22 protein-coding genes and 1 tRNA gene are annotated in these 25214 nt (G+C 70.8%); 5 read left to right on the top strand and 18 right to left on the bottom strand.

The features are described from left to right. From secD to pgsA, 12 genes are all read right to left on the bottom strand, one after another. Positions 1-1767: a protein translocase subunit SecD gene (gene secD / locus OG595_RS35785; RefSeq protein WP_329279412.1), complete on the bottom strand. Its 1767-nt coding sequence runs from the start codon at positions 1765-1767 to the stop codon at positions 1-3. Between the two features lie 146 nt (positions 1768-1913). Further along, the gene (yajC, locus tag OG595_RS35780) at positions 1914-2417 is read right to left on the bottom strand and encodes a preprotein translocase subunit YajC (protein ID WP_329279410.1); all 504 of its coding nucleotides are present in this window, start codon (positions 2415-2417) and stop codon (positions 1914-1916) included. 175 nt (positions 2418-2592) lie between these two features. Then, positions 2593-3666, bottom strand: coding sequence for a Holliday junction branch migration DNA helicase RuvB (gene ruvB / locus OG595_RS35775; protein WP_329279408.1), 1074 nt, complete (start codon positions 3664-3666; stop codon positions 2593-2595). A gap of 187 nt (positions 3667-3853) precedes the next feature. Further along, the gene (ruvA, locus tag OG595_RS35770; RefSeq protein ID WP_329279406.1) at positions 3854-4462 is read right to left on the bottom strand and encodes a Holliday junction branch migration protein RuvA; all 609 of its coding nucleotides are present in this window, start codon (positions 4460-4462) and stop codon (positions 3854-3856) included. Continuing rightward, positions 4459-5094, bottom strand: a complete 636-nt coding sequence (ruvC, locus tag OG595_RS35765) for a crossover junction endodeoxyribonuclease RuvC (RefSeq protein WP_329279404.1) — start codon at positions 5092-5094, stop codon at positions 4459-4461. Before ruvC ends, ruvA begins: the two co-directional genes overlap by 4 nt. Before the next feature lie 141 nt (positions 5095-5235). Continuing rightward, the gene (locus tag OG595_RS35760) at positions 5236-5988 is read right to left on the bottom strand and encodes a YebC/PmpR family DNA-binding transcriptional regulator (RefSeq protein WP_329279402.1); all 753 of its coding nucleotides are present in this window, start codon (positions 5986-5988) and stop codon (positions 5236-5238) included. Between the two features lie 48 nt (positions 5989-6036). Next, the gene (pdxT, locus tag OG595_RS35755) at positions 6037-6669 is read right to left on the bottom strand and encodes a pyridoxal 5'-phosphate synthase glutaminase subunit PdxT (protein ID WP_329279399.1); all 633 of its coding nucleotides are present in this window, start codon (positions 6667-6669) and stop codon (positions 6037-6039) included. A gap of 14 nt (positions 6670-6683) precedes the next feature. Further along, a complete protein-coding gene (gene pdxS, locus OG595_RS35750) occupies positions 6684-7532 on the bottom strand; it encodes a pyridoxal 5'-phosphate synthase lyase subunit PdxS (RefSeq protein WP_416071471.1) in 849 nt (282 codons plus the stop codon). 216 nt (positions 7533-7748) lie between these two features. Next, entirely contained in the window at positions 7749-8294 is a 546-nt protein-coding gene (locus OG595_RS35745) for a hypothetical protein (protein WP_329279396.1), read from the bottom strand. 166 nt (positions 8295-8460) lie between these two features. Continuing rightward, the gene (locus tag OG595_RS35740; RefSeq protein WP_329279394.1) at positions 8461-9630 is read right to left on the bottom strand and encodes a glycosyltransferase family 4 protein; all 1170 of its coding nucleotides are present in this window, start codon (positions 9628-9630) and stop codon (positions 8461-8463) included. Continuing rightward, entirely contained in the window at positions 9627-10604 is a 978-nt protein-coding gene (locus tag OG595_RS35735; RefSeq protein ID WP_329279392.1) for a phosphatidylinositol mannoside acyltransferase, read from the bottom strand. Before OG595_RS35735 ends, OG595_RS35740 begins: the two co-directional genes overlap by 4 nt. Beyond that, a complete protein-coding gene (pgsA, locus tag OG595_RS35730; RefSeq protein ID WP_329283465.1) occupies positions 10601-11347 on the bottom strand; it encodes a phosphatidylinositol phosphate synthase in 747 nt (248 codons plus the stop codon). The genes OG595_RS35735 and pgsA overlap by 4 nt, the downstream gene beginning before the upstream one ends. Positions 11348-11612: 265 nt before the next feature. Here pgsA and OG595_RS35725 point away from each other — a divergent pair, with 265 nt between their 5' ends. After that, positions 11613-13811: an elongation factor G-like protein EF-G2 gene (locus OG595_RS35725; RefSeq protein ID WP_329279390.1), complete on the top strand. Its 2199-nt coding sequence runs from the start codon at positions 11613-11615 to the stop codon at positions 13809-13811. Positions 13812-14030: 219 nt separating this feature from the next. Continuing rightward, entirely contained in the window at positions 14031-15698 is a 1668-nt protein-coding gene (locus OG595_RS35720; protein ID WP_329279388.1) for a hypothetical protein, read from the top strand. Positions 15699-15816: 118 nt separating this feature from the next. Here the strand turns inward: OG595_RS35720 and OG595_RS35715 are convergent, their stop codons facing one another. After that, positions 15817-16404, bottom strand: a complete 588-nt coding sequence (locus OG595_RS35715) for an HIT family protein (protein WP_329279385.1) — start codon at positions 16402-16404, stop codon at positions 15817-15819. Positions 16405-16471: 67 nt separating this feature from the next. Here OG595_RS35715 and OG595_RS35710 point away from each other — a divergent pair, with 67 nt between their 5' ends. Further along, positions 16472-17155, top strand: coding sequence for a potassium channel family protein (locus OG595_RS35710; protein ID WP_329279384.1), 684 nt, complete (start codon positions 16472-16474; stop codon positions 17153-17155). Between the two features lie 39 nt (positions 17156-17194). On the opposite strand, the gene thrS is transcribed toward OG595_RS35710, so the two are convergent. From thrS to OG595_RS35695, 3 genes are all read right to left on the bottom strand, one after another. Further along, on the bottom strand, positions 17195-19171 hold the full coding sequence (gene thrS / locus OG595_RS35705) for a threonine--tRNA ligase (protein ID WP_329279382.1): 1977 nt from the start codon (positions 19169-19171) through the stop codon (positions 17195-17197). A gap of 133 nt (positions 19172-19304) precedes the next feature. After that, positions 19305-20537 carry a hypothetical protein gene (locus OG595_RS35700; RefSeq protein ID WP_329279380.1) on the bottom strand — a complete coding sequence of 411 codons (1233 nt, stop codon included), beginning with the start codon at positions 20535-20537 and terminating at the stop codon, positions 19305-19307. Then, positions 20534-21100 (bottom strand): DUF4365 domain-containing protein, encoded by a 567-nt coding sequence (locus tag OG595_RS35695; protein ID WP_329279378.1) that lies wholly within the window; start codon positions 21098-21100, stop codon positions 20534-20536. Before OG595_RS35695 ends, OG595_RS35700 begins: the two co-directional genes overlap by 4 nt. 168 nt (positions 21101-21268) lie before the next feature. Between OG595_RS35695 and OG595_RS35690 the strand changes: the two genes are divergently transcribed. After that, positions 21269-21994: a 3'-5' exonuclease gene (locus OG595_RS35690; protein WP_329279376.1), complete on the top strand. Its 726-nt coding sequence runs from the start codon at positions 21269-21271 to the stop codon at positions 21992-21994. A 102-nt stretch (positions 21995-22096) separates the two neighbouring features. Here the strand turns inward: OG595_RS35690 and OG595_RS35685 are convergent. Both OG595_RS35685 and OG595_RS35680 read right to left on the bottom strand, forming a co-directional pair. Beyond that, positions 22097-22168 (bottom strand) — tRNA-Val (locus OG595_RS35685). Between the two features lie 39 nt (positions 22169-22207). Beyond that, on the bottom strand, positions 22208-22654 hold the full coding sequence (locus OG595_RS35680) for an SRPBCC family protein (protein ID WP_329279375.1): 447 nt from the start codon (positions 22652-22654) through the stop codon (positions 22208-22210). 89 nt (positions 22655-22743) lie between these two features. Between OG595_RS35680 and OG595_RS35675 the strand changes: the two genes are divergently transcribed. After that, positions 22744-25212 (top strand): SCO7613 C-terminal domain-containing membrane protein, encoded by a 2469-nt coding sequence (locus OG595_RS35675; RefSeq protein ID WP_443073279.1) that lies wholly within the window; start codon positions 22744-22746, stop codon positions 25210-25212. Positions 25213-25214 lie beyond the last annotated feature (2 nt).

The following is a 25214-nucleotide window of genomic DNA, read 5'->3' as shown; positions in this document are numbered from 1 at the left end:
TCACGCCTCCTTCATGTCGACGGGCGCGGACGCGCGACGGGTGCGACGGAGCGGCGGTTTGGCGCCCAGGCGCTGCGGGTCGAGGCCGGACCATCGGTGGCCCTCCGCGAAGAACTTCTTGCGGGCGAGGATCGTCATCAGCGGCTTGGTGAAGAAGAAGACGACGACCACGTCGAGCAGGGTGGTCAGACCGAGCGTGAACGCGAAGCCCTGGACCTTGCCGACGGTGACGATGAAGAGCACCGCGGCAGCCAGGAAGGACACGAAGTCGGAGACCAGGATGGTGCGCCGGGCGCGCGGCCAGGCCCGCTCGACGGCGGGCCGCAGCGTACGGCCCTCGCGGATCTCGTCCCGGATGCGTTCGAAGAACACGATGAACGAGTCCGCGGTGATACCGATCGCGACGATCGCTCCGCAGACGGCCGGCAGGTTCAGCGCGAAGCCGATGGCCGGACCGAGCAGCGCCATGATCACGTACGTGAGGGCGGCGGAGACCAGCAGGGAGGCGATGGCGACGGTCGACAGACCCCGGTAGTAGACCACCAGGTAGATGACGACCAGGCCCAGGCCGATCGCGCCCGCGATCAGACCCGCGTGCAGCTGCTCGCCGCCGAGCGCGGGGCTCACCGTGCTGACGCTCGACTCGTGGAAGGTGAGCGGGAGCGCGCCGTACGACAGCATGTTGGCCAGGTCCTGGGCCTCGGTCTGGTCGAAGCTGCCGGAGATCTGGGCGGAGCCACCAGCGATCGATGTGCTCACGTACGGGTTGGAGACGACCTCACCGTCCAGGACGATGCCGAACTCGTTCTGCGGGGCCTGGTTCTGCGCGAGGCGGCCGGTGACCTCCGCGAACTGCTTGCTCCCCTTGGACGTGAAGTCCATGGTGACCTGCCAGCCCGCGGCACCCTGCGTGTCGAAGACGGCCTGGGCCTTCTTGACCTCGGTGCCGGACACCTCGGCCGGGCCGAGGATGAACTTCTGCCACTGCCCCTGCGAGTCCTTGCCGCAGGCCACGGTGGGATCGCTGGGCTTGACGCCGTCACCGGTGACGGCGCGGACGGCCTTCTTGGTGCAGTCGAGCGCCGCGTACTTCGCCTGGAGCGCCGCGGTGGCCGCGTCAGGGGTGGCACTCGCGGAGGGCGAGGCGCTGGTCGTCGCGGACGGCGTGGTGCTCGGCGACGGGGTCGCGTCGGCCTTCAGGGCGTCGGAAACCGGGCGGCCCTGCGAGGTGGTGCTGGCCGACGGGCTGGGCGAGCCGGACGACGTCGAGGTCGCCTTGTCGCCCGTCGCCGAGGCCGACGGCGAAGGGCTGCCGGACGTGCTCGCGCTCGGCGTGGGGCTGGCCGTCGCGGCGACGCCCTGCACCTCCAGGGCCAGCACGGGACGGAAGTAGAGCTTGGCGGTGGTGCCGACCTGTTCCCGGGCCTGCTTCGAGTTCGTGCCCTTGGGGATGTTGACAATGATGTTGTCGGATCCCTGGGTCTGAACCTCGGCCTCGGAGACGCCAAGACCGTTGACACGGCGGTTCATGATGTCGACCGCGGTGTCCATGTTGGTCTTGTTGATCGCGTTCGGCTGGCCCGGCTCGTTCTTCGCCGTGAGCGTGATGCTCGTACCGCCGGCCAGGTCGATGCCGAGACGCGGAGTCGTGTGCCCCGAGAGGAACATGCCTCCGGTGAGCGCCACGATGGCGATCAGAATGAGGGCCAGCGAGCGTCCTGGCTTGCTCTGGGAGCTTGCGCTCCGGCCCTTCTTAGGTGCTGCCACCTTCTCGTACTCCCTCTCGGGCCGCCTCGCGCCGGGTCAGCGCGGCCGGCGGCCATGACATGGTGTCGGGACTCCCTGCGAGAACCGCACGTGCCGGGGGTACGGGACGCGAGCGGATCGCGCCGCGCTCCTCCCCCGGAACACGGCTACTTCGCGTCGGACTCGCCGTCGATCTTCTTCGGCTCTTCTTCCGCCTTCACCTCGGCGGCCTCGGTCTCGTCGGCCGGCTCGTCGGCCGCGTCCTTCTTGCCGAGGTCGATGGGCTTGTCGTCGGAGGCGGCGGAAGCGTCGTCGGAGGGCTCGTCGGTCTCGGTGAGGGAGGAGGCGTCGTCGGGGACGACGGCTTCGTCGGTCTTCAGGTCGTGCTCGATGCCGTGGACGATGCGGTTGTACTCGTCGTCGCCGAGGACTGCGCCGATGGAGTTCTTCGCGAACAGCAGCTCCACACCCGGGCCCGCGTCAAGGAGGACCGTCTCCTCGTTGACCTCCTTGACCGTCGCGTACATGCCCCCGATCGTGCGGACACCGGTACCGGGCTGCATGTCGTTGCGCATCTGCGCGGCGGCCTGCTGCTTGCGCTTGGCCGAGCGGGTCATCAGGAACATGGCCCCGATGAGCACGATGAACGGGAGGAGGGTCACGATATTCACGGGACGGGATTTCCTTCGCACTACCGCGTCGGTGAGCGGCCTGGTGGATGGGGGTGTGGTCGGCGCCACCTAGGAAGTTGCAAAGGCGGCATCGGCGGAGTCTAAGCGAGTCCGCACTCAAGGAACAACGCTCAGCATGGCACCACGGTTCCTGAGCCTGCGAGCAGCCGCGCCCTCACGCCCCGAACAGGTCCTGTTGTCCGCTTCCCCCCGTTGTGGAACGGGGCGGCGTGAGGCCGAGATGCGCCCATGCGGCGGGCGTCGCGACTCGTCCGCGCGGGGTACGGGCGAGCAGTCCCTCCCGTACGAGGAAGGGCTCGGCGACCTCCTCGACGGTCTCCCGCTCCTCCCCCACCGCGACGGCCAGTGTCGAGAGCCCGACCGGGCCGCCGCCGAACAGCTTGAGCAGCGCTTCGAGGACACCTCTGTCGAGGCGGTCGAGTCCGCGGGCGTCGACCTCGTAGACCTTCAGGGCCGCCTGCGCGATGTCGCGCGTGATGATGCCGTCGGCCTTCACCTGCGCGTAGTCCCGGACGCGGCGCAGCAGGCGGTTGGCGATTCGGGGGGTGCCGCGTGAGCGGCCGGCGATCTCGGCGGCGCCGTCGGCACCGATCTCCACGTCGAGGAGGTTCGCGGAGCGGTGGATGACGCGCTCCAGCTCGGCCGGTTCGTAGAACTCCATGTGGGCGGTGAAGCCGAAGCGGTCGCGCAGCGGGGGCGGCAGCAGTCCCGCGCGCGTGGTGGCGCCGACCAGTGTGAACGGGGGCAGTTCGAGGGGGATGGCGGTGGCGCCGGGGCCCTTGCCGACGATCACGTCGACGCGGAAGTCCTCCATCGCCATGTAGAGCATCTCCTCGGCGGGCCGGGACATGCGGTGGATCTCGTCGAGGAAGAGGACCTCTCCCTCCTGGAGGGAGGAGAGGATCGCCGCGAGGTCACCGGCGTGCTGAATGGCGGGGCCGCTGGTGATGCGGATGGGGGCTGCCATCTCGGCCGCGATGATCATCGAGAGGGTGGTCTTGCCGAGGCCGGGGGCACCGGAGAGCAGCACGTGGTCGGCGGTGGCGCCACGCGCGCGTGCGGCGCGCAGGACGAGGTCGAGCTGCTCGCGGACCTTCTCCTGGCCGATGAACTCGTCCAGGTCCTTGGGACGCAGGGCGGCCTCGACGGCCTGGTCCTCGCCGTCGGCGGACGCGGCGACGAGCCGCTCGGGGGCGGTGCTCTCGTCGGTCGTGTCGTCCCAGTTCACTGCGTTCTCCTAGCTGGGTGCGCCGGGTGCGCGTGTCGGCCGGGGGGTCCCGGGGGTCGCCCCCCGGAACGGCACAGCATGCGTGTGCCTCGCGGTCGCGGTCGGTCGGGTGGTTCGTGCGGAGAGGCGTACGGCGGTGGGGTCGCCCCAGGTCGGTGGGCTCCCGCGCGGCCGGCAGCCCCTTCGGTCAGCGGGCTCTGTTGAGGGTCTGCAGGGCCGCCTTCAGCAGCTGGCCCACCTGGGGGGCGCCTTCTGCGGCCTCGGCCTGGGGTGCCACGGCGGCCACCGCCTCGTCGGCCTCGCGGGTCGCGTACCCGAGGCCGATCAGGGCCGCGTGCAGTTGGTCGCGCCAGCCGGTGGTGACCGGGGAGCCGATGGCGGGGCCGGTGCCGAGGGGTGCGCCGAGGCGGTCCTTCAGTTCCAGGAGAAGCTTCTGGGCACCCCTCTTGCCGATACCGGGCACGGCGATCAGCGCCTTCTCGTCCGCTGTGGACACCGCGCGGCGCAGGGCGTCCGGCGAGTGGACGGCCAGCATGGCCTGGGCCAGGCGGGGGCCGACACCGCTCGCCGTCTGGAGCAGCTCGAAGGTCTGCCGCTCGTCGTCGTCCTGGAAGCCGTACAGGGTCAGCGAGTCCTCGCGGACCACCAGGGAGGTGGCGAGTCTGGCCTGCTGTCCCATCCTGAGTCCGGACAGGGTGTTGGGGGCGCACTGGACGGCGATGCCGATCCCGCCCACCTCGACCACCGCGGAGTCGGGGGCGAGGGCGGCGACCGGGCCGCTGACGAAGGCGATCATGCGGGGCGGCCTTTCGAGGCGGGTGCAGTTGGTGATGCGGGTGCGGACGGCGATGCGGATGCTGTTGGCGATGCGGTGGCTCTGGCGGCCTGCGCCTTGTGGAGGGCGACGGCCTGCTGGAACCGGTTCTGCGCGACGGCCTGCTGAAGGCGCGTCTGGGCGGGTGCGCGCCAGATGTGGCAGATGGCGAGCGCGAGGGCGTCGGCCGCGTCGGCCGGTTTGGGGGGCGCGTCGAGCCGGAGCAGCCGGGTCACCATCGCGCCGACCTGGGCCTTGTCGGCCCGTCCGCTGCCGGTGACGGCGGCCTTGACCTCGCTGGGGGTGTGCAGCGCGACGGGGATGCCGCGCCGGGCGGCACACAGCATCGCGACGGCGCTGGCCTGGGCCGTGCCCATCACCGTACGGACGTTGTGCTGGCTGAACACCCGCTCCACGGCGACGAATTCGGGCCGGTGCTCGTCGAGCCACTCCTCGATGCCCTGCTCGATCGCGACGAGCCGCAGCCCCAGTTCGGCATCGGCGGGGGTACGTACGACACCGACGCCGACCATCGTCAACGGGCGCCCGGGGACGCCCTCGACGACACCGATGCCGCATCGGGTCAGTCCCGGGTCCACTCCGAGTACGCGCACCCGCCCCACCCCTCTGTCCGGTCGCGGTCCGTCGACGGTGATCTTTGACTGCCGTCAGGCTATCCGCTGCCACTGACAACGGCGGCGGGCCGGTAGGACGTGTCCCACCGGCCCGCCGGAACCGCTCGCTTCGCGCCGCAGCTACGCGTCGACCTTCTCCATGACCTCGTCGCTGACGTCGAAGTTGGCGAAGACGTTCTGCACGTCGTCGCTGTCCTCCAGCGCGTCGATCAGCTTGAAGATCTTCCTGGCGCCCTCCTCGTCCAGTTCGACCTGCATGGTCGGGACGAAGTTGGCGTCGGCGGAGTCGTAGTCGATGCCGGCCTCCTGGAGCGCGGTGCGCACCGCGACCAGGTCGGTGGCCTCGGAGATGACCTCGAAGGACTCGCCGTGGTCGTTGACCTCCTCGGCACCCGCCTCCAGCACGGCGCCCAGGACGTCGTCCTCGGCCAGCTCACCCTTGGGGACGACGATGACGCCCTTGCGGTTGAAGAGGTACGAGACGGAACCGGGGTCGGCCATGTTGCCGCCGTTGCGGGTCATGGCGACGCGGACGTCCGAGGCGGCGCGGTTGCGGTTGTCGGTGAGGCACTCGATGAGCACCGCGACACCGTTGGGGCCGTAACCCTCGTACATGATCGTCTCGTAGTCGGCGCCACCGGCTTCGAGGCCGGCTCCGCGCTTGACCGCGGAGTCGATGTTCTTGTTCGGGACCGAGCTCTTCTTGGCCTTCTGGATGGCGTCGAACAGCGTCGGGTTGCCGGACGGGTCGGCGCCGCCCGTACGTGCCGCGACCTCGATGTTTTTGATCATCTTCGCGAAGAGCTTGCCGCGCTTGGCGTCGATCACGGCCTTCTTGTGCTTCGTCGTAGCCCATTTAGAGTGGCCGGACATCTGCCTGTCTCCTTCGCGTAACCCATCTCTGTACGAACCCCAGAGATCCTACAAGGACTCCGCTGTTCGGTCCGCGCCCACCGCGCGTGCCATGTGGGCCCGCACCATGCCGACGAACAGGGAGTGGACGCGGTGGTCGCCGGTCAGTTCCGGGTGGAACGACGTGGCGAGCGCGTTGCCCTGGCGTACGGCGACGATGTGACCGGCGTGCTCGGCGAGCACCTCGGCCTCGGCGCCCACGGACTCGACCCAGGGGGCACGGATGAAGACGCCCTCCACAGGATCGCCCTCCACGCCCTTCACGTCGACCCCGGCTTCGAAGGACTCGTTCTGTCGTCCGAAGGCGTTGCGGCGCACGATCATGTCGATACCGCCGACGGTCTCCTGCCCCGAGCGCGGGTCGAGGATCTTGTCGGCGAGCATGATCATGCCGGCGCAGGTGCCGTAGACGGGCATTCCGGCGCGCACGCGCGCGCGGAGGGGCTCCATCACGCCGAACAGGACGGCCAGCTTGGAGATGGTGGTGGACTCACCGCCGGGGATGATCAGACCGTCCACCTCGGCCAGTTCCTCGGGGCGCCGCACCGGCCTGGCCAGGGCGTCCGCCTCGGCCAGGGCGATGAGGTGCTCCTGTACGTCGCCCTGGAGGGCCAGGACCCCTACGACGGGGGTGTCGTACATGGGTGACATGGGTGCTACCAGCCCCGGTTCGCGTAGCGCTCGGCCTCGGGCAGCGTGTCGCAGTTGATGCCGACCATGGCCTCGCCGAGGTTGCGGGACGCGTCCGCGATGATCTTCGGGTCGTCGTAGAAGGTGGTCGCCTTCACGATGGCGGCGGCGCGCTTGGCCGGGTCGCCGGACTTGAAGATGCCGGAGCCGACGAAGACGCCCTCGGCGCCCAGCTGACGCATGAGCGCGGCGTCGGCGGGGGTCGCCACACCGCCGGCGGAGAACAGCACGACCGGCAGCTTGCCGAGTTCGGCGACCTCCTTGACGAGCTCGTACGGGGCGCGCAGGTCCTTGGCGGCGGCGTACAGCTCGTTGTTGTCGTAGCCGCGCAGACGGGCGATCTCGTTCTTGATCTGCCGCAGGTGGCGGACGGCCTCGACGACGTTGCCGGTGCCCGCCTCGCCCTTGGAGCGGATCATCGCGGCGCCCTCGGCGATACGGCGCAGGGCCTCACCGAGGTTGGTGGCGCCACAGACGAAGGGAGTGGTGAAGGCCCACTTGTCGGAGTGGTTGACCTCGTCGGCGGGGGTCAGCACCTCGGACTCGTCGATGTAGTCGACGCCGAGGGACTGCAGGACCTGGGCCTCGACGAAGTGGCCGATGCGGGACTTCGCCATGACCGGGATGGACACGGCCTCGATGATGCCCTCGATCATGTCCGGGTCGGACATACGGGCCACGCCGCCGTCCTTGCGGATGTCCGCCGGGACGCGCTCCAGGGCCATGACGGCGACGGCGCCGGCGTCCTCGGCGATCTTGGCCTGCTCGGCGTTGACCACGTCCATGATCACACCGCCCTTGAGCTGCTCGGCCATGCCGCGCTTCACGCGGGCGGTGCCGGTTTCGGGCGTCTGGGCGGAGTTGGAGAGCGTGCTGGACACGGTTTGACCTCACTCGGTGAAAGAGGGTTGCTGCAGTACTGAGGAAACGCGAGGGGACCAGGCCACAGCAAGGGCCAATGGGGAGCCGGTGGATCGTTTTCGCCGCCGGGGCGGATTCTCGGCCCGTCCTGCGGGGCGAGGAGACCGTCCTTACACCGGGGTCCGCTCCGCCAGTGCCGTCGGCGGCTCGTCGTCCATCTCGAACGCCAGCGGGAACGGGGCATGCCCCGCCAGCCGGAACCACCGCACCTTGCGATGCCGCCGCAACGCCCGCGCCGCCCGCACCATGTCGTTGTGGAACCGCCGGGCCATCGGCACCCTGCGCACCGCCTCGGTGAGCTCACGGGCCGCCGCCTCCCCGCCGGGCGCCTCCCGCACCGCCTCGACCTGCGCCGCCTCTCCGAAGACGGCCCGCAGTGCCTGGCTCAACTCGCTCTCGGCGACCTCCCGTTGCTCCTCCTCGGCCTGCCGGGCGGCGTGCGCCGCCTCGTACAGCACGATCGAGGCGGCCGGGTCGAGGACGCCCGACGTCGCCAGTTCCTGGGCGACCGAGGCCCGGCGCAGCAGTTGTGCGTCGAGACCGGCGCGGGTGGCGTCGATGCGGGCGTGGAGACGGTCGAGCCGCCCTGCGGTCCAGCTCAGGTAGAGGCCGACGGCGACGAGCCCGACAAGGATCCAGATGAGGGTTGCGGTCACGGGCGGCAAGGCTACAGGGGCGCTCCGCTGGTTCCGTGGAGTCCTTCACCTGGGCGTCCCTGAGGGCTGCGCCCCCAGACCCCCGCTTCAGCCCTGAACGGGCTTCGTCCTCGAACGCCGGACGGGCTGGTGGGTGCCCGCGCCGACACCTGGGGGCGCGTCCTCCTCAGTCCCGGGCCGCCAGCCCCAGCCGCGCCCGCAGCCCCGTACCCGTACGCTCGTCCGCCGCGACGGCTGTCGCACCGTCCGTCACCGTCTCGTACACGGACAGGATGTCCGCCCCCACCGTCGACCAGTCGAACCGCCGTACATGGGCGCTGCCCCGCTCCCGCAGTTCGTCCCGGCGGGCCGGGTCGCCCAGCAGGCGTACGGCCGCGTCGGCCAGGGCGTCCGCGTCCTCGTTCGTGAACAGTTCGCCCGCCGCTCCCTGGTCCAGGACCTGGGCGAACGCGTCGAGGTCCGAGGCCAGGACGGGTGCGCCCGCAGACAGCGCCTCGACCAGGATGATCCCGAAGCTCTCCCCGCCGGTGTTGGGGGCGATGTACATGTCCACGCTGCGCAGCAGCCGGGCCTTGTCCACGTCGCTGACCATGCCCAGGAACTCGACCCGCGAGCGCATCTCCGGCGGCAGGCTCTCCACCGCCTCCTCCTCGTCTCCACGGCCGGCGACCAGCAGCCTCGTCTCCGGGCGGGCGGCGAAGATCTTCGGGAGCGCCTTCATCAGGACCGGCAGTCCCTTGCGCGGTTCGTCGATGCGGCCGATGAATCCGATCGTGCCGCCCTGCCACTCGGGCTTCGGCTTGGCCCCGGCGAAGAAGTCGACGTCGACACCGTTCGGGATGACGACCGCGTCGCCGCCGAGGTGTTCCACCAGCGTGCGCCGGGCGTACTCGCTCACCGCGATCCGGGCGCTGATCTTCTCCAGGGCGGGCTGGAGCATCGAGTACGCGGCGACCATGGCCCGGGAGCGCGGGTTCGAGGTGTGGAAGGTGGCCACGATCGGGCCCTGGGCCGCCCAGCAGGCCAGCAGGCCCAGTGAGGGCGAGGCCGGCTCATGGATGTGGATCACGTCGAACTCGCCGTCGTGCAGCCACCGCCGCACCCTCGCGGCCGACAGGAAACCGAAGTTCAGGCGGGCCACCGAGCCGTTGTACGGCACCGGGACCGCGCGGCCGGCCGACACGACGTACGGCGGGAGCGGGGTGTCGTCGTCGGCCGGGGCGAGGACGGAGACCTCGTGGCCCAGCCGGATGAAGTACTCGGCCAGGTCGCGGATGTGGAACTGGACGCCGCCGGGCACGTCCCAGGAGTACGGGCAGACGATGCCGATCTTCACGGGGTCCCCTTCCCGGGGTCCCGCACGACGTCCTGCCCGCTCCCGGTGCTCTTCACCCGGTTCCTCTCCGGATCCTTCGCGGGGTCGAGATCTGCGAGCCACAGCCGCTGAAGCATGTGCCAGTCCTCCGGGTGGTCGGCGATTCCCGTGGCGAAGGCATCGGCCAGCGCCTGTGTCATGACTGACGTCTTCTCGGCCTTCGTACCTGTCTCGGGTACCTCGATCGGGGGATGAACCCGGCCCTTCATGATCGGCGAGTCGTCGTACCACAGGGTCACCGGGAGCAGGAGTGCGCCGGTCTGCTGGGCCAACAGGGCCGGACCGGCCGGCATCCGGGCCGCGTCGCCGAAGAACTTCACCTCGACGCCCGACGCGGACAGGTCCCGGTCGGCGACCAGGCAGACCAGGCCGCCGTCCCGCAGCCGCCGTGCCAGGGTGCCGAACGCGGTGCCGCCGCTGTGCGGCAGGACCTCCATGCCCAGACCCTCGCGGTAGGCGACGAAACGGTCGTACAGCGTCTCCGGTTTCAGGCGCTCGGCGACCGTCGTGAACCGTGTCTCCAGCTTGGTGGTGACCCAGGCGCCGGCCAGGTCCCAGTTGCCCAGGTGCGGAAGCGCGAGGACCACCCCCCGGCCCGAGGCCAGCCCGTCGGTCAGGTGGTGCAGGTCCTTCGCCTCGAAACCCGCCTTCACCCGCTCCGGGCTCCAGGTGGGGAGACGGAAGGACTCCATCCAGTAGCGCAGGTACGAACGCATGCCCGCGCGGGACAGTTCGGCGAGACGCCGCGGTGTCGCGTCGGGCAGCACGCGCGCGTAGTTCGATTCGAGCCGTCGTACGCGTTCCCCGCGCCGTTTCCAGGCGAGGTCGGCGATGGTCCGCCCGAGCGCGGCGGCGACAGGCTCCGGGAGCTTCTTCACGGCGCTCCAGCCCACCGCGTACGCCCCGTCCGTGAGCCTCCCCCGCAGATCGCTCACGATGCCGTCTCGCTGTTCTGCTCGGTGCTCTGGTCGGTACTCCCGCTCGCCGCTGCCGCGTCCGCCTCCGCGGCCTCCCGGCGAACCGTGACGACGCGCTGGATCAGCGTGACCAGGCTGCCGACGGCGACGATCCACAGGGCGACCGGCAGCAGGTACTGGATGCCGGGCACCCCGAACTCGTGCATACCCGAGAGACCGGCCGCGACCAGCGAGATCACCAGGCGCTCGGCGCGCTCCACCAGGCCGTTGACGGCGACCGGCAGGCCGATCGACTCACCGCGCGCCTTGGTGTACGAGACGACCTGGCCGCTGGTCAGACAGAAGATGGAGACCGCGCACAGGACGATGTCGTTCCCGCCGCCCGCGTACCAGAGGGCGAAGCCGCCGAAGATCGCGCCGTCGGCCACCCGGTCGAGGGTGGAGTCCAGGAAGGCGCCCCAGCGACTGGACCGGCCCAGCTGGCGGGCCATGTTGCCGTCGACGAGGTCCGAGAACACGAACAGCGTGATGACGATCGTGCCCCAGAAGAGCTCACCCCTGGGGTAGAAGACCAGCGCGCCCGCGATCACTCCGGCGGTACCGAGGAGCGTGACCGTGTCGGGGCTGACGCCCCGGCGGATGAGAAACGCTGCGAACGGTGTGAGGACACGCGTGAAGAATGCACGCGCGTACTTGTTCAGCATGGCCTTCCCGAGGGTCGGTGTCGCCGTGCGGCCCCTACTGGCCACCGGCTGGCCCATCGTAGCCACGCGCGCGCGTGTGCGACGTTCGGGCACCCGCACCCCCGTGTCACGGCCTGACGCCATCCGGGTCACAGCGGGATGTCGGCAGCCCGGATCACGCCACGCGGACCGTCCCGTCCGCACGATCGCGTCCGCCGTATGGACGCACCGTGACACGAGTGCAAAGCTCGAAAGCACCGCGGGCGTCACCGGAGCCGCCACCGCACGCGGCTTCGGCACGTCCGCGCCCCCAGTGACCTCACCGTGCACGGGAGGCAGGACCATGGGCGACAAGGCGAACGCACACCCCGGAGCCGCCGGCAGGGCTACAGCGGCCGACCACCCCGCGTCCGTACGGAATGTGGTGCTGGTCGGCCACTGCGGATCGGGCAAGACCACCTTGGTGGAGGCTCTCGCGCTGACCGCGGGAGCCGTCAACCGGGCGGGCCGTGTGGAGGACGGCGGCACCGTCTCCGACTACGACGAGATCGAGCACCGGCAGCAGCGCTCGGTGCAGCTCTCCCTGGTGCCCGTCGAATGGGGCGGGTACAAGATCAACATTCTGGACACTCCCGGATACGCCGACTTCGTCGGGGAGCTCAGGGCCGGTCTGCGCGCGGCGGACGCGGCCCTTTTCGTCGTCTCGGCCTCGGACGGGGTCGACGGCTCGACACGGATGGTGTGGGAGGAGTGCGCGGCGGTCGGTATGCCGCGGGCCATCGTCGTCACGCACCTGGAGTCCGCGCGCGCCGACTTCGACGACATGACGCGCATCTGCGCGGAGGCCTTCGGCGCGGACGACCCCGACGCCGTACTGCCGCTCTATCTGCCGCTGCACGGCGCGCCGGGGCCGGACGGGCACGCGCCCGTGACCGGGCTGACCGGACTGCTGTCGCAGAAGCTGTTCGACTACTCCTCAGGGGAGCGCAAGGAGGCCGAACCCGGGCCCGAACAGCTCCCGGGCATCGAGGAGGCCCGCAACCGGCTCATCGAGGGGATCATCGCGGAGAGCGAGGACGAGACCCTCATGGACCGCTATCTGGGCGGTGAGGAGATCGACTTCGACACGCTGGTCGAGGACCTGGAACGCGCCGTCGCGCGCGGGACCTTCTTCCCCGTGCTCGCCGCCGCCCCCGCCGCCGACGGTGCCCGGCAGGGCCTGGGCACCGTCGAGCTGCTGGAGCTGATCACCGGGGGCTTCCCGACCCCGCTGGAGCGCGCGGCGCCCGGGGTCACCACGGTGGACGGCCGCCCGCGCGACCTGAAACCCTGTGATCCGGACGGCCCGCTGGTCGCGGAGGTCGTGAAGACGGCCAGCGACCCCTATGTGGGCCGGGTGTCGCTCGTCCGCGTCTTCTCCGGCACCCTGCGGCCCGACGAGACGGTCCATGTCTCCGGGCACGGGCTCGCCGACCGCGGCCACGAGGACCACGATGTCGACGAGCGCGTCGGCGCCCTGTCCGCGCCCTTCGGCAAGCAGCAGCGCGCGCTCACGCACTGCATCGCGGGTGACCTGGCCTGTGTGGCGAAGCTGAACCGGGCGGAGACCGGTGACACGCTCTCCGCGAAGGACGACCCGCTGCTGATGGAGCCGTGGGAGATGCCCGACCCGCTGCTGCCGCTGGCCATCCGGGCGCACAGCAAGGCGGACGAGGACAAGCTCTCGCAGGGCCTCGGCCGGCTCGTCGCCGAGGATCCCACGATGCGGCTTGAGCAGAATCCGGACACCCACCAGGTGGTCCTGTGGTGCCTGGGCGAGGCCCACGCGGACGTCGCCCTGGAACGGCTGCGCAACCGGTACGGCGTCCAGGTGGACGTCGTACCACACAAGGTCTCCCTGCGGGAGACGTTCGGCGGCCGGTCGGCGGGGCGCGGACGTCATGTGAAGCAGTCCGGCGGGCACGGGCAGTTCGCGATCTGCGCCATCGAGGTGGAGCCGCTGCCGGGCGGCTCGGGCATCGAGTTCGTGGACAAGGTCGTCGGCGGCGCCGTGCCCAGGCAGTTCATCCCGTCCGTGGAGAAGGGCGTACGGGCCCAGGCCGGCAAGGGAGTCGCCGCCGGCTATCCGCTCATCGACGTACGGGTCACCCTGCTCGACGGCAAGGCCCACTCGGTGGACTCCTCCGACGCCGCGTTCCAGACCGCCGGCGCGCTCGCGCTGCGCGAGGCCGCCGCCGACGCCGAGATCCACCTCCTCGAACCCGTGGCCGAGGTGACGGTGCTCGTCGGCGACGACTACGTGGGGTCCGTGATGAGCGACCTCTCCGGGAGGCGCGGGCGGGTCGTCGGCACCGAGCAGGCGGGCGGCGGGCGGACCCTCGTACGGGCCGAGGTGCCCGAGATCGAGATCGACCGGTACGCCGTCGATCTGCGCTCCCTCTCGCACGGCACCGCCCGCTTCGACCGCAGGTACGCGCGGCACGAGCCGATGCCGCCGCAGATCGCCGAGAAGGTCCGCGAACAGGCCCGGGGAACCGCGTAGTTGGCGACCGGGGCCCGGCACATGGCCTTCGCGGAACGTTCTCCTCCACATCGGCGGACGGCTTGTGCCGTCCGCCGCCCATTTGTCGGTGGCTGCGGATACGCTGATCACCTGATCAAGTTGTGACTCGATCAACACGATGACCTGTTCAACAGGTGTGCGGGGCAAGGAAGTCGGGAAAGGCCGCAGAAGCGGGTACGGCGGCGAGGGGGCGGCACAGTGGCGGACGACGGTTTCGATTTCAGTCCCGGGGCACAGGTGCCCCTGTCGGGCTCCGCGGGCCAGACGGCGGCGACCTTCGCGCTGGCCTCGGCGGCCTACCGGGAGGACGACGAGGTCACCAAGATCCTGGAAGCCGACAACGAGTGGCACAAGTCGACGGTCAACCCGCCCCGGGGCGCATGGGGGAAGATCTTCCGGCCCAAGCTCGGTGAGGCCTTCTCCCGGGCCGTGATCGACCGCATGCTGGGTGCCGGCCGCAAGCCGCTCATCCAGTCCTTCGGCACCGAGCCGCAGGTCATCGTCGAGCACGCCCTCGCGGCGCACCGTATCCGGCGCGACCGCGACAACTGGCTCTCCGCGGTGACGGTGCTGTGCGGGGTGCTCTTCCTCCCCGGACTCCTGCTGTGGCTGCTGGTCTTCGTCGGCCGCGCGAACATCTCCAAGCGCGCGGACAAGCGGGCCTCCGCGCTCGCCACCACCCTGCTGGTCGCCGTGGGCGCCTTCGCGGTGATCTTCCTGATCAAGATGCCGTTCACCGGTTTCTGGGCCTGGTACGCACGCGCGTGCGTCGTCCTGCCGGTCGTCGGCTGGCTGTGGGCCAAGCAGATCTGCGAGCGCACCGCGCAGGACCTCCGCGACCGCTGGGCCGGACTGCTGTCCGGCGGTGGCGTCGGCGCCAAGATCCCCGAGGCGGTGCCCGGCAGCCCCGGCGAGACGGCCGCCGAACACCTGCGCAAGGAGCTGGCCCGGCTCAGCGCCGAGCAGCAGTCCAACTCCGTCTTCTACGCCGGGCCCAAGGGCATACTCGGCATGGGCACCCGCTGGGGCAGCTGGCAGCTCGCCGAGGACCTGGTACCCCGGGAAGCGGGCAAGGAGATCCACCCCTTCCGCAGCTGGGACGTCATACGTTCCATCCACGACCAGCTGCGGATGCTGGAGCGCGGCCCGCTCAACACCGGCGGGTTCACCAAGCCGTCCCTGAAGCACTGGATCGTCACGCCCGTCGGTGAGGGCGCGAAGGAGGTGTCCCGGCCCAGCGGCACGGACGTGGACGCCTACATGATCAAGAACCACGCGATACAGGACATCTGCAACAAGCAGCAGTTCGGCAGTGGTCAGCGCCACTACCTCGGGGTCCAGTGGACGCTCTGGGACGGCCAGTTGATCATCACCATGCTCATCACGGTCACTGTGCTGCACGAGACCCTGCGCATCGAGGTGACCGGGCACGCGCTCGGTCCCGTGCACTCCCTCTTCACCAGCAAGCCCGCGGCCAAGGAGAAGGAGGTCCAGAAGTCGGTCAGGTTCTGGGAGACCCGGAAGGTCAAGCTCCCCCTGGTCGACGCGGACGAGGTCGTACGGCTCGCCGCGCGTGCGCCGCTGACCTGGTACCCGCCGCTGCTGAACTGGCTGGGCGGCTCACTGGGTCTGCCCGAACCCTTCGGGCTGCGTCACTCGTGGGCGGACCAGCCGTGGCGGCACCGCTTCATGGCCGACGACGCGCTGCGGGCGGCCACGCCGGTACTGCGGGTCGTCCACGCGGCGGCGATCAAGGTCCTGGAGGAGAACGGCGCGGACACGGAGAAGTTCGGCAGCCGGTCGTCGTTCCTCAGCACGGCCGTACAGGATCCGATGCCCCGGAAGGCCGACGTCTACGACGCGTAGGCCTCCGGCGGTTCGGCAGTGGGGGTCGGGTGGGTGGGCGTCTCTGGGGGCTGCCGCCCCCAGACCCCCGCTTCGGCCTGAACGGCCTCGTCCTCAAACGCCGGACGGGCTGGAGAGCCTAGACCGGGCTGGGGATGTCCGGGCCCGCGCTGGAGGGCCACGCCTCCGCCAGCATTTTCCTTGTGTCCCCCAGCAGCTGCGGCAGCACCTTCGTGTGGCCCACCACCGGCATGAAGTTCGTGTCGCCGCCCCAGCGCGGGACGATGTGCTGGTGCAGATGGGCCGCGATGCCGGCGCCCGCCACCGTGCCCTGGTTCATCCCGATGTTGAAGCCGTGCGCACCGGACGCCCTGCGCAACGCCGTCATCGCCTGCTTGGTCAGCTCGGCCAGTTCGGCGGTCTCGGAGTCCGTCAGGTCCGTGTAGTCGGCGACATGCCGGTACGGTACGACCATCAGATGGCCGCCCGTGTACGGGTACAGGTTGAGCACGGCGTAGACCTGCTCGCCACGCTGGAGGATGAGGCCGTCCTCGTCGGACTTGGCCGGGATCGAGCAGAAGGGACAGCCGTCGTCGGCGCCTGGGCCGGTGGGCTTGTTCTCGCCCTGGATGTACGCCATTCGGTGAGGCGTCCACAGGCGCTGAAACGCGTCCTGCGTCCCGACTCCGATCTGCTGCTCCGGCTCACTCGTCATGCCATGCAGCATATTGCTTCGCCCATATGGAGCGTGTCGCCGGGGCTCACGCCGGGACGCCCACGGCCAAGCTGGCGGAATGGACGACGACAGCCGCACGAATCGCTGGGAGCGGCGCACCGAGGTCCCCCTCGGAGTGGCGTCACTGCTCTTCCTCGCCGCTTACGCGGTCCGCGTACTCGCCCTCGGTCTGTCCGGCACAGGACAGGCCCTCTGCCTGGCCGTGCTGCTGGCCGCCTGGGCGGTCTTCGCGCTCGACTACACGGTGCGCTGGCGGCTGAGCGGCGCCGGCGCCCGGTTCGTGCGCACGCACTGGCTGGACACCCTCGTCCTGCTGCTGCCCCTGCTGCGCCCGTTGCGTGTCGTCAGGGTGTACGAGGCCGTACTGCACCGGCGGGGCCGGACCCGGCTCGCGCTGCACGCGCGCGTGATCGTGTACGCCGGTCTGTCGGTGGCACTGCTCGGGTTCGCGGGCGCCCTGGCCGTGTACCAGCAGGAGCGCGCCGCGCCCGGCGCGACGATCCGGACGTTCGGCGACGCCGTGTGGTGGACCTGCGCCACGCTCGCGACCGTCGGGTACGGCGATGTCGCTCCGGTGACCCCGGTGGGCCGGGTGGTCGCGGTGGGCCTGATGGCCTGTGGACTCGCCCTGTTGGGCGCGGTGACGGGGTCGTTCTCGTCGTGGCTGCTACAGGTGTTCTCACGGGAGGACGAGCCGGGGCGGGCCGGGCCCGGGGACGACAGGGGGGCCTCGGGGAAGTGACTTCCCCGAGGCCCCCTTCAGCTGCCGATCAGTCTCCGGTCAGACCTGCACCCGCTCCTCGACGGCCTTCGCGATCTTCGCGATGGCCTCCGCGAAGGGGATGCCGTTCTCCTGCGAACCGTCCCGGTAGCGGAAGGACACCGTGTCGGCGTTCATGTCGTCGTCGCCGACGATGACCATGAACGGCACCTTCTGCTTCTGGGCGTTGCGGATCTTCTTCTGCATACGGTCGGACGACGAGTCCACCTCGACCCGCAGCCCCTGCTTCTTCGCCTCCGCGGCGAACCTCTGCAGGTAGTCCACGTGCCCGTCACCGATCGGGATACCGACCGCCTGGACCGGCGCCAACCACGCCGGGAACGCGCCCGCGTAGTGCTCCAGCAGCACCGCGAAGAACCGCTCGATGGAGCCGAACAGGGCGCGGTGGATCATCACCGGCCGCTGCTTCGACCCGTCGGGGCCGGTGTACTCCAGGTCGAACCGCTCGGGCAGGTTGAAGTCCAGCTGGACCGTCGACATCTGCCAGGTCCGGCCGATCGCGTCCTTCGTCTGGACGGAGATCTTCGGCCCGTAGAAGGCGGCGCCGCCCGGGTCGGGAACGAGAGGCAGCCCCTGCTTCTCGGCCACCTGCCGCAGCGTCTCCGTGGCCTCTTCCCAGACCTCGTCGGAGCCGACGAACTTCTCCGGGTCCTTGGTGGACAGCTCCAGGTAGAAGTCGGTCAGACCGTAGTCCCGCAGCAGGCCGAGGACGAAGGTGAGCGTCTTGTCCAGCTCCTCCGCCATCTGCTCACGCGTGCAGTAGATGTGCGCGTCGTCCTGGGTGAAGCCCCGGGCGCGGGTCAGGCCGTGCACGACGCCCGACTTCTCGTACCGGTACACGGTCCCGAACTCGAAGAGGCGCAGGGGCAGTTCACGGTACGAACGGCCGCGCGCGTCGAAGATCAGGTTGTGCATCGGACAGTTCATCGGCTTGAGGTAGTAGTCCACGCCCTCGTCGAGCTGCATGGGCGGGTACATGCCGTCCGCGTACCAGTCCAGGTGGCCCGAGGTCTCGAAGAGTTTCCCCTTCGTGGCGTGCGGGGTGTAGACGAACTCGTAGCCCTCCTCCTCGTGCCTGCGGCGCGAGTAGTCCTCCATCACCCGGCGGACGATGCCGCCCTTGGGGTGGAAGACGGCTAGGCCGGAGCCGATCTGCTCCGGGATCGAGAACAGGTCCAGTTCGCTGCCCAGCTTGCGGTGGTCGCGCTTCTCCGCCTCGACGAGGAAGTCGAGGTGCGCCTTCAGCTCCTCCTTGGTGGGCCAGGCGGTGCCGTAGATGCGCTGGAGCATCGGGTTCTTCTCGCTGCCCCGCCAGTACGCGGCGGCGTTGCGCATCAGCTTGAACGCCGGGATGTTGCGGGTGGTGGGCAGGTGGGGACCGCGGCAGAGGTCCTTCCAGCACAGGTCGCCGGTCCTGGCGTCGAGGTTGTCGTAGATGGTCAGCTCGCCGGAGCCGACCTCGACGTCCGCGCCGTCGTCGGTCGAGGCGGAGCCCTTGATGCCGATCAGCTCCAGCTTGTACGGCTCTGACGCCAGCTCCTCGCGAGCCGCCTCGTCGGTCACCACACGGCGCGAGAACCGCTGCCCGCGCTTCTGGATCTCCTGCATCTTCTTCTCGATGACCTTGAGGTCCTCGGGAGTGAAGGGCTTCTCGACATCGAAGTCGTAGTAGAAGCCGTCCTTGACGGGCGGGCCGATGCCGAGCTTGGCCTCCGGGAACAGCTCCTGCACGGCCTGGGCCATGACGTGGGCGGTGGAGTGGCGCAGGATGTTCAGGCCGTCCTCGGAGGAGATCTCGACCGGCTCGACCTCCTCGCCGTCCGCCACCGCGTACGCGAGGTCCTTGAGCTCCCCGCCCACCCGCGCGGCGACGATCGAACGTTCGCCGGCGAAGAGGTCGGCGGCCGTAGTCCCCGTCGCCACCACGCGCTCTTCCCGCTCGGAATCGCGATGGATGATCACACGGACTTCTGACACCGGTCTCTCCTGACTGCAGGTGGGTGCGGCGCCATACCGGGAGCGCGCGCAAGGAAGGATCGTACCGACCCGGCCCCGCCCACCGCGAAACAGATAACGGGAAGCTCCCCTGGCCGCCGCCTCACCGCCGCGCTCAGTCGTCGCCGCTGCACTCCTCCTCGAAGAAGGCGATGCGCTCGGCGGTCTCCTGGAGCGACTTCATCAGCCGGTCCCGCTCCGCCTCGTCGACCTGGACGGGTACGACCCCGGAGGCCTGGGTCAGCCTGCGGAAGCCGCCCCGGCTCTCCAGCCGGCCGTGCACCCGAACCGGCAGTCCGACGAGGTGCGCGTGCCCGGCGATCCGGTACGCCTCCTCGTCCAGCGTCATCCGGACGTGCGGGATCTCGGCGCCGGCCAGCACCCGCAGGCGTACGGCGCCTTCGCCGCGCGGGCCCGACCTGCGCATCCGTACCACCGTGCCGGTGATGCGGACCGGCACCGAGGGTTCCTCGCGCAGATACCGGGAGCCCGCCGCGCGCAGGGCGGGCAGGTCGCCGGGGGAGAACTCGACCGGTTCGGTGCGGGCCGAGCAGCCGTCGGGGACCTCCGCGCCGGGTGCCCACTCGACGGCGATCCGGGCGCCCTCCGCACCGCGCACCAGGGCGACGAGGGCCTCTGTCAGCTCGTGGCTGACGCCTGCCTCGACGGCGCTGTCGAAGGCGTCCATGCCGCCGGTGGCCCGGTGGTAGTCGATGGCCTCGCGGGCCGCGTACAGGGCCTGGTGGAGGCGTACGGCGAGGGGGCGGCCCGTGCCGACGGGGACGAACGCGGTGAGGCTGCGCCCTGCCGGTGCCGCGCCGACGAGGACGTGTTCGAGGAGGGCGTCGGCGGTCCTGCGGTGGCGGGCGCCGTAGTAGCCGGCACGCGCGCGCGTGGCGAGTGCTCCGGCGAGCATCATCCGGCGGGCGGCCGAGCGCAGTTGTTCCTCGACGGGCCAGGAGGCGACACCAGCGGGTCCGGTCGGCACGTCACGCCACCAGCGGATCTCGTCGCTGGGCACGGCGAGGCCGACGAGCACCTCGCGCGCGGAGGGCGATCCGCTGCGGGCGAGAGCGACCAGGGCCTCGGCGAGCAGGTCGTCGCTGTCGGGGAAGGCCCGGCTCTCGGGCACGAGCAGGCTCGTGCCGTGGCCGCCGGGCCCTGGTGGGGTCCAGCGGCCGTATCGTCCGACGGCTCCCCCGCGCCGCTGCCAGCCGTGCCGGCGCAGGAGGGCGCCGAGCACCGCGGGGTCGACCTGTTCGGGCGCGGGCGGTTCGTCGTGCCAGGAAGTGTCCACGGGGTGCGGCCGGACAGGCCGCAGAGGGTCCTCGGTGGGCCGGTGCGTCACGGTCTGCCTCCCGTCCCGACCCGCGTCATGATCTCGCAGAGCGCGCGGTCGTCGAAGATGCGTGAGGTCGGTATCCGCACGGTGGTCCGGTACCGGCCGGTGGTCCGCTGACCGGCGAGGTTGATCCAGTAGCAGCAGTGCCGCAGGTCGAGGCGGTCGTGGCCGGCGCTCAGCCAGTCGTCCTGCGAGCGCGGTACGAGCATCACGACCAGGATCTTGTGCACGGAGACCGGGGTGCGGGCGAGTTTCGTCAGGTGGGCGTTGTCGAGCGTGAAGGAGAAATACGGGGCCTGCGGATTCGGTGCGATCTGGTACGTGCACTTCAGCTGGACCTTGATGGTGACCTCGTCGTCGACCGTGTGCCCGGGGGCGCCGTGGCTGACGTGCCAGTCGATGCCGTTGTCGGGGAACGGCTGGGACAGCGAACAGCCGGCCGCCGCGGCGACGGCGTGCAGATAGCCCACCTGCAGTGTCTCCATGCAGGCGGTGGTGGCGAGGTTGCCTCGATGGGGTGCCGTCCGCTCGGGCAGCAGCCCGCCCCGTTCGGGCTGCGCTATCGCCATGACCAAGTGCCTTCCAAACCAGGTGAATTCCCATGACAGGCCACCGAAGTGCGTAAACCTGTATCTCTGTTGTCTCCTTCCGGCGTACAGCGCAAACAGCCCGGGTATCACCAAACGGGCAGAAGACGGTGCGTCAGCTGCCGCGGGTGAACGAGGAGTTGCATAGGTATGACGTGCTGGTACGAGGGCCCCTTGGCCGCGTTCGACACGGAGACCACGGGTGTGGACGTCGAGACCGACCGGATCGTGTCGGCTTCCGTCGTGGTCCAGGAAGGTCCGGCCGTCCGGCCGCGGGTCAGCCGCTGGCTGATCAACCCCGGTGTGCCCGTGCCCGCTTCGGCGACGGCGGTGCACGGGCTGACGGACGAACATCTGCAGCGCAACGGCCGCTGGCCGGCCCCTGTGCTGGAGGAGATAGCCCGGGCGCTGGCGGAGCAGGCGGCGGCGGGCCGCCCGCTGGTCATCATGAACGCGCCCTTCGATCTGACCATGCTGGACCGGGAGTTGCGACGCCATCGCGCCTCGTCGCTCGACCGCTGGTTCGACTCGAAGCCACTGCTGGTGCTGGATCCCCGGGTCCTGGACAAGCACCTGGACCGCTACCGCAAGGGCCGCCGCACCCTCACGGACCTGTGCGCGCACTACGGCGTCACACTGGAGGGCGCCCACGACGCGGCGGCGGACGCGACGGCCTCGCTGGAGCTCGTACGGGCGGTCGGGCGCCGTTTCGCGACCCGGCTGGAGCGCCTCTCCCCCGCCGAACTGCACACCCTCCAGGCGGTGTGGCACGCGGCGCAGGCGCGCGGCCTACAGGCGTGGTTCGCGAAGAGCGGTGCACCGGAGGCGGTCGATCCGGCATGGCCACTGCGCCCGGAGATGCCGGCGGCGGCATAGCCGTACGACAGCCGCACAAGCGCATGCACAAACGGATGTGCGAGCGAATGTACGAGCGCATGAAAAAACCGGTCCGTCGATGACGGACCGGCCTTCTCCCGGTGGGCGATACTGGGTTCGAACCAGTGACCTCTTCGGTGTGAACGAAGCGCTCTCCCACTGAGCTAATCGCCCGGGAACGCACCGAACAATACAGGTCCGGGCGGGCTTCGTTCAAACCGCTTGAAGGTGTGCGGTCAGTCCGCGTCGTCCCGCGCGCATCATCAGGGCGTGGTTGGCGCGGAAGAGGGGCCGTCCGGGGACGGCGAGGCGGCGCATCAGCGGCTTGGTGACGTCGACCTCCTGGTCGTAGCGGGCGAGAGTGCCGGCGCCGACCGCGGTGAGGGTCCAGCGTGCCCAGCCGTCGAGGTCGCCGGTCATGGCGATCTCCAGGACTCCGGCGGCCGGGTCGCGGCGCACCTCGCGTGCGGTGAAGGTCAGGTCGTACGGGAGGAGGGAGCGGACGCGGATGACTCCGCTGGTGTCGTCGATGCGGTCGACCTCGCGCACCTGGCGCCACCAGCGCGGATACTCCTCGGCCCGTTCAAGGGCGTCGTACACGACGGCGGGGGCCGCGGGCAGCCGCCACCGGCTGCGGAAGCGGTAGTGGGTCCATTCCATGAGCGGAGTGTGCCCCGGACACAGGCGCAGCGGCGCACATCTGAGACACATCTGAGACACATCTGAGTACGCACTGAGTACGCGGACTCATGCCGTACGAAGTGACGCGAACCACACTCGACGGTATGACGCAATTTCCGCCCCCGGCCGAGGAGCTGCGGCTCATCGACGCCGAGCTGTGGCAACTGGACGTCCGCCGGACGCAGTTGCTGACGCGCCGCGCCTGGCTGGTCACGGTCCTGAACCAGACGCGGCCGACGCCTGTCGCGCCGCCCCGCCCCGAATCGTCCGTCCCGAGCGTCCAGAACGTGCTGCTCCTGCTCGGCGGTGTGCTGCTCACCATCGCGGCGATGGTGTTCACACTGGTCAGCTGGGGTCATCTGGGAATCACCGGGCGGGCCGTGGTGCTGGGCGCGGTCACGCTGGCCGCGCTCGCCACGCCGGTGGTGCTGCTGAAGCGGGGGCTGCGCTCGACGGCCGAGTCGGTGGCGGGCCTCGGGCTCGCGCTGACGGTGCTGGACGCCTACGCGCTGCACGCGGCCGCACTCACGGGCACCGACGGCGCGGGGTACGCGGCGGCAGCGGCGGCCGTACTGGCGGTGGCGTGGGCCGGGTACGGCCTGCTGCCCGCCACCAGCGGTCTGCGGCTGCCTCTGCCCGCCGCCCTGGCCTCGGCCCAACTCCCGCTGCTGCTCTGGGCGCTGGCCGCCGACGCGGCGCCCTACGGGGTCACGTCCGCACTGCTGCTCACTGCTGTGTTCGACACGGTTGTGGCGCTCCGGGTGACGGACAGGTCCGTACGGGTCGTCGCGGCGATCGGCGCGTACGGCATGGGCGGCTGGGGCGTACTGGCCGCCGGCTGGCTGTCCTGGACTGCCACCGGCCCGAGCGCCGTCGCCCGTGCGGCGGCGCTCCTCCTGCTCGCGGCGGCGACAGCGCTGGGCGCCGCCTGGCACGACGGCATCCCGGAGGGGCGGGCCGACGAGAACGGCCCCGGCCGGAAGGACTCCCTCGGCCTCGCGGTGGCCGCGGGGCTGCTCGTCGTCGCGGCCCTCGGCGGCGCGGTGCGCCCGGCGCTGCCGGAGGCGTGGACCGTTCCGGTCCATCTGGCGTTCGGAATCGCCCTGTTGGCGACGCTGCGGGCCGGGCGGCTGCCTGCGACGGTGCGGCACGGCTTCGGGTGGGCCTCGGGGACCGTACAGGCGCTGGCCGTGCTGTGGGCACTGCCCGTCGTCGTTCTGGCGCTGCTCGGGCCGGTCGGCTGGGCGGAACGCGCCTGGACCGGCGCCCCGTCGGACGCCCGTGCCGCGGTGACGCTCGACACGCCCTGGCCGCAGCACACGGAGACCGCTCCCGTCGCCCTGGCTGCCGTCGCTGCCGTGCTCCTCCTGACCGTCCGGGTCGGCATCCGGCGGCCTCAGGCGCTGTGCGGCGCGTCGGCCCTGCTGTGGGCGACGCTGTTCACGCTTCCGGCGGTACTCGAACTCCCCTATACGGCAGCCCTGTTGACCCAGGGCGTCATGACAGCCGGGGCGCTCACGGCGACGGTGTACGTACGCCGGGGCACGCCCTCCCCCTCAGAGGTGACGCCGGTCAGTCCGCTCACTCCGCCTCGGCTCACCGCCCTCGTCCTCGCCCTGGCCGGCTCCCTCGGCCTCGCCTTCCTCTCCCTCGCCTCGCAGTCGGCGACCCTCGCCGTGCTGTCCGCCCTGACCGCGCTGTTCACGGCGGCCTCGTGGCACCCGCGCCCGGCCCCTGTGACGGCCCCGGCCGCGCTCGGGTACGCCGCCGCACTCGCCTGCGCGACCGGCGCCGCCCTGGACTGGCGGCCCTCGCACACCGCGCTGCTCGTGCTCGCCGTTCCCACGGCCGCGGCCCTGTCGGCCGCACGCCGGGGCGACGCCCGGGCCGTCGTACCGGTCGAGGTCGCGGGTGCGGCGGGCGGGCTGCTCGCGGTCGGGCTCGCGCTCACCGACCCGCCGCTGCTGGCCCTGGTGCTGGCCCTGTGCGCGGTGATCGCCGGGGGCACGGCGATCCGCGCGGACCGCCGCCCCGTGGGTTACGCGGCTGCCGCCCTGTTCATGCTGGCCACCTGGGTACGCCTGGCGGCCTGGGACGTCGAGACTCCGGAGGCGTACACGCTTCCGGTCACGGTCCCGGCACTGTTGCTCGGCGCCCTGCGCCGGCGCCGCGACCCGCAGGCGTCCTCCTGGACGGCGTACGGTCCCGGCCTGGCCGCCACCCTCGTGCCGAGCCTGGTGGCGGCCTGGGGCGACGCGCACTGGACCCGCCCCCTGCTGCTGGGCCTGGCGGCACTGCTGGTCACCCTGTTGGGCGCCCGGCACCACCTCCAGGCCCCCCTCGTGCTCGGCGGTTCGGTGCTGATACTGGACACGCTGCACGAACTCGCGCCCTACCTCGTCCAGGTCACCGACGCCCTCCCGCGCTGGGTCCCTCCCGCCCTCGCCGGACTGCTGCTGCTCGCACTCGGAGCGACGTACGAGCGGCGGATCCGCGATGTCCGGCGGGTGCGGGAGGTCCTCGGAGAGATGAACTAGCC

The sequence above is a fragment of the Streptomyces sp. NBC_01451 genome (genome assembly GCF_036227485.1).
Lineage (GTDB): Bacteria > Actinomycetota > Actinomycetes > Streptomycetales > Streptomycetaceae > Streptomyces.
The sequence above is the reverse complement of the archived record's forward strand: the minus strand, read 5'-3'. Positions and strand labels throughout refer to the sequence as shown.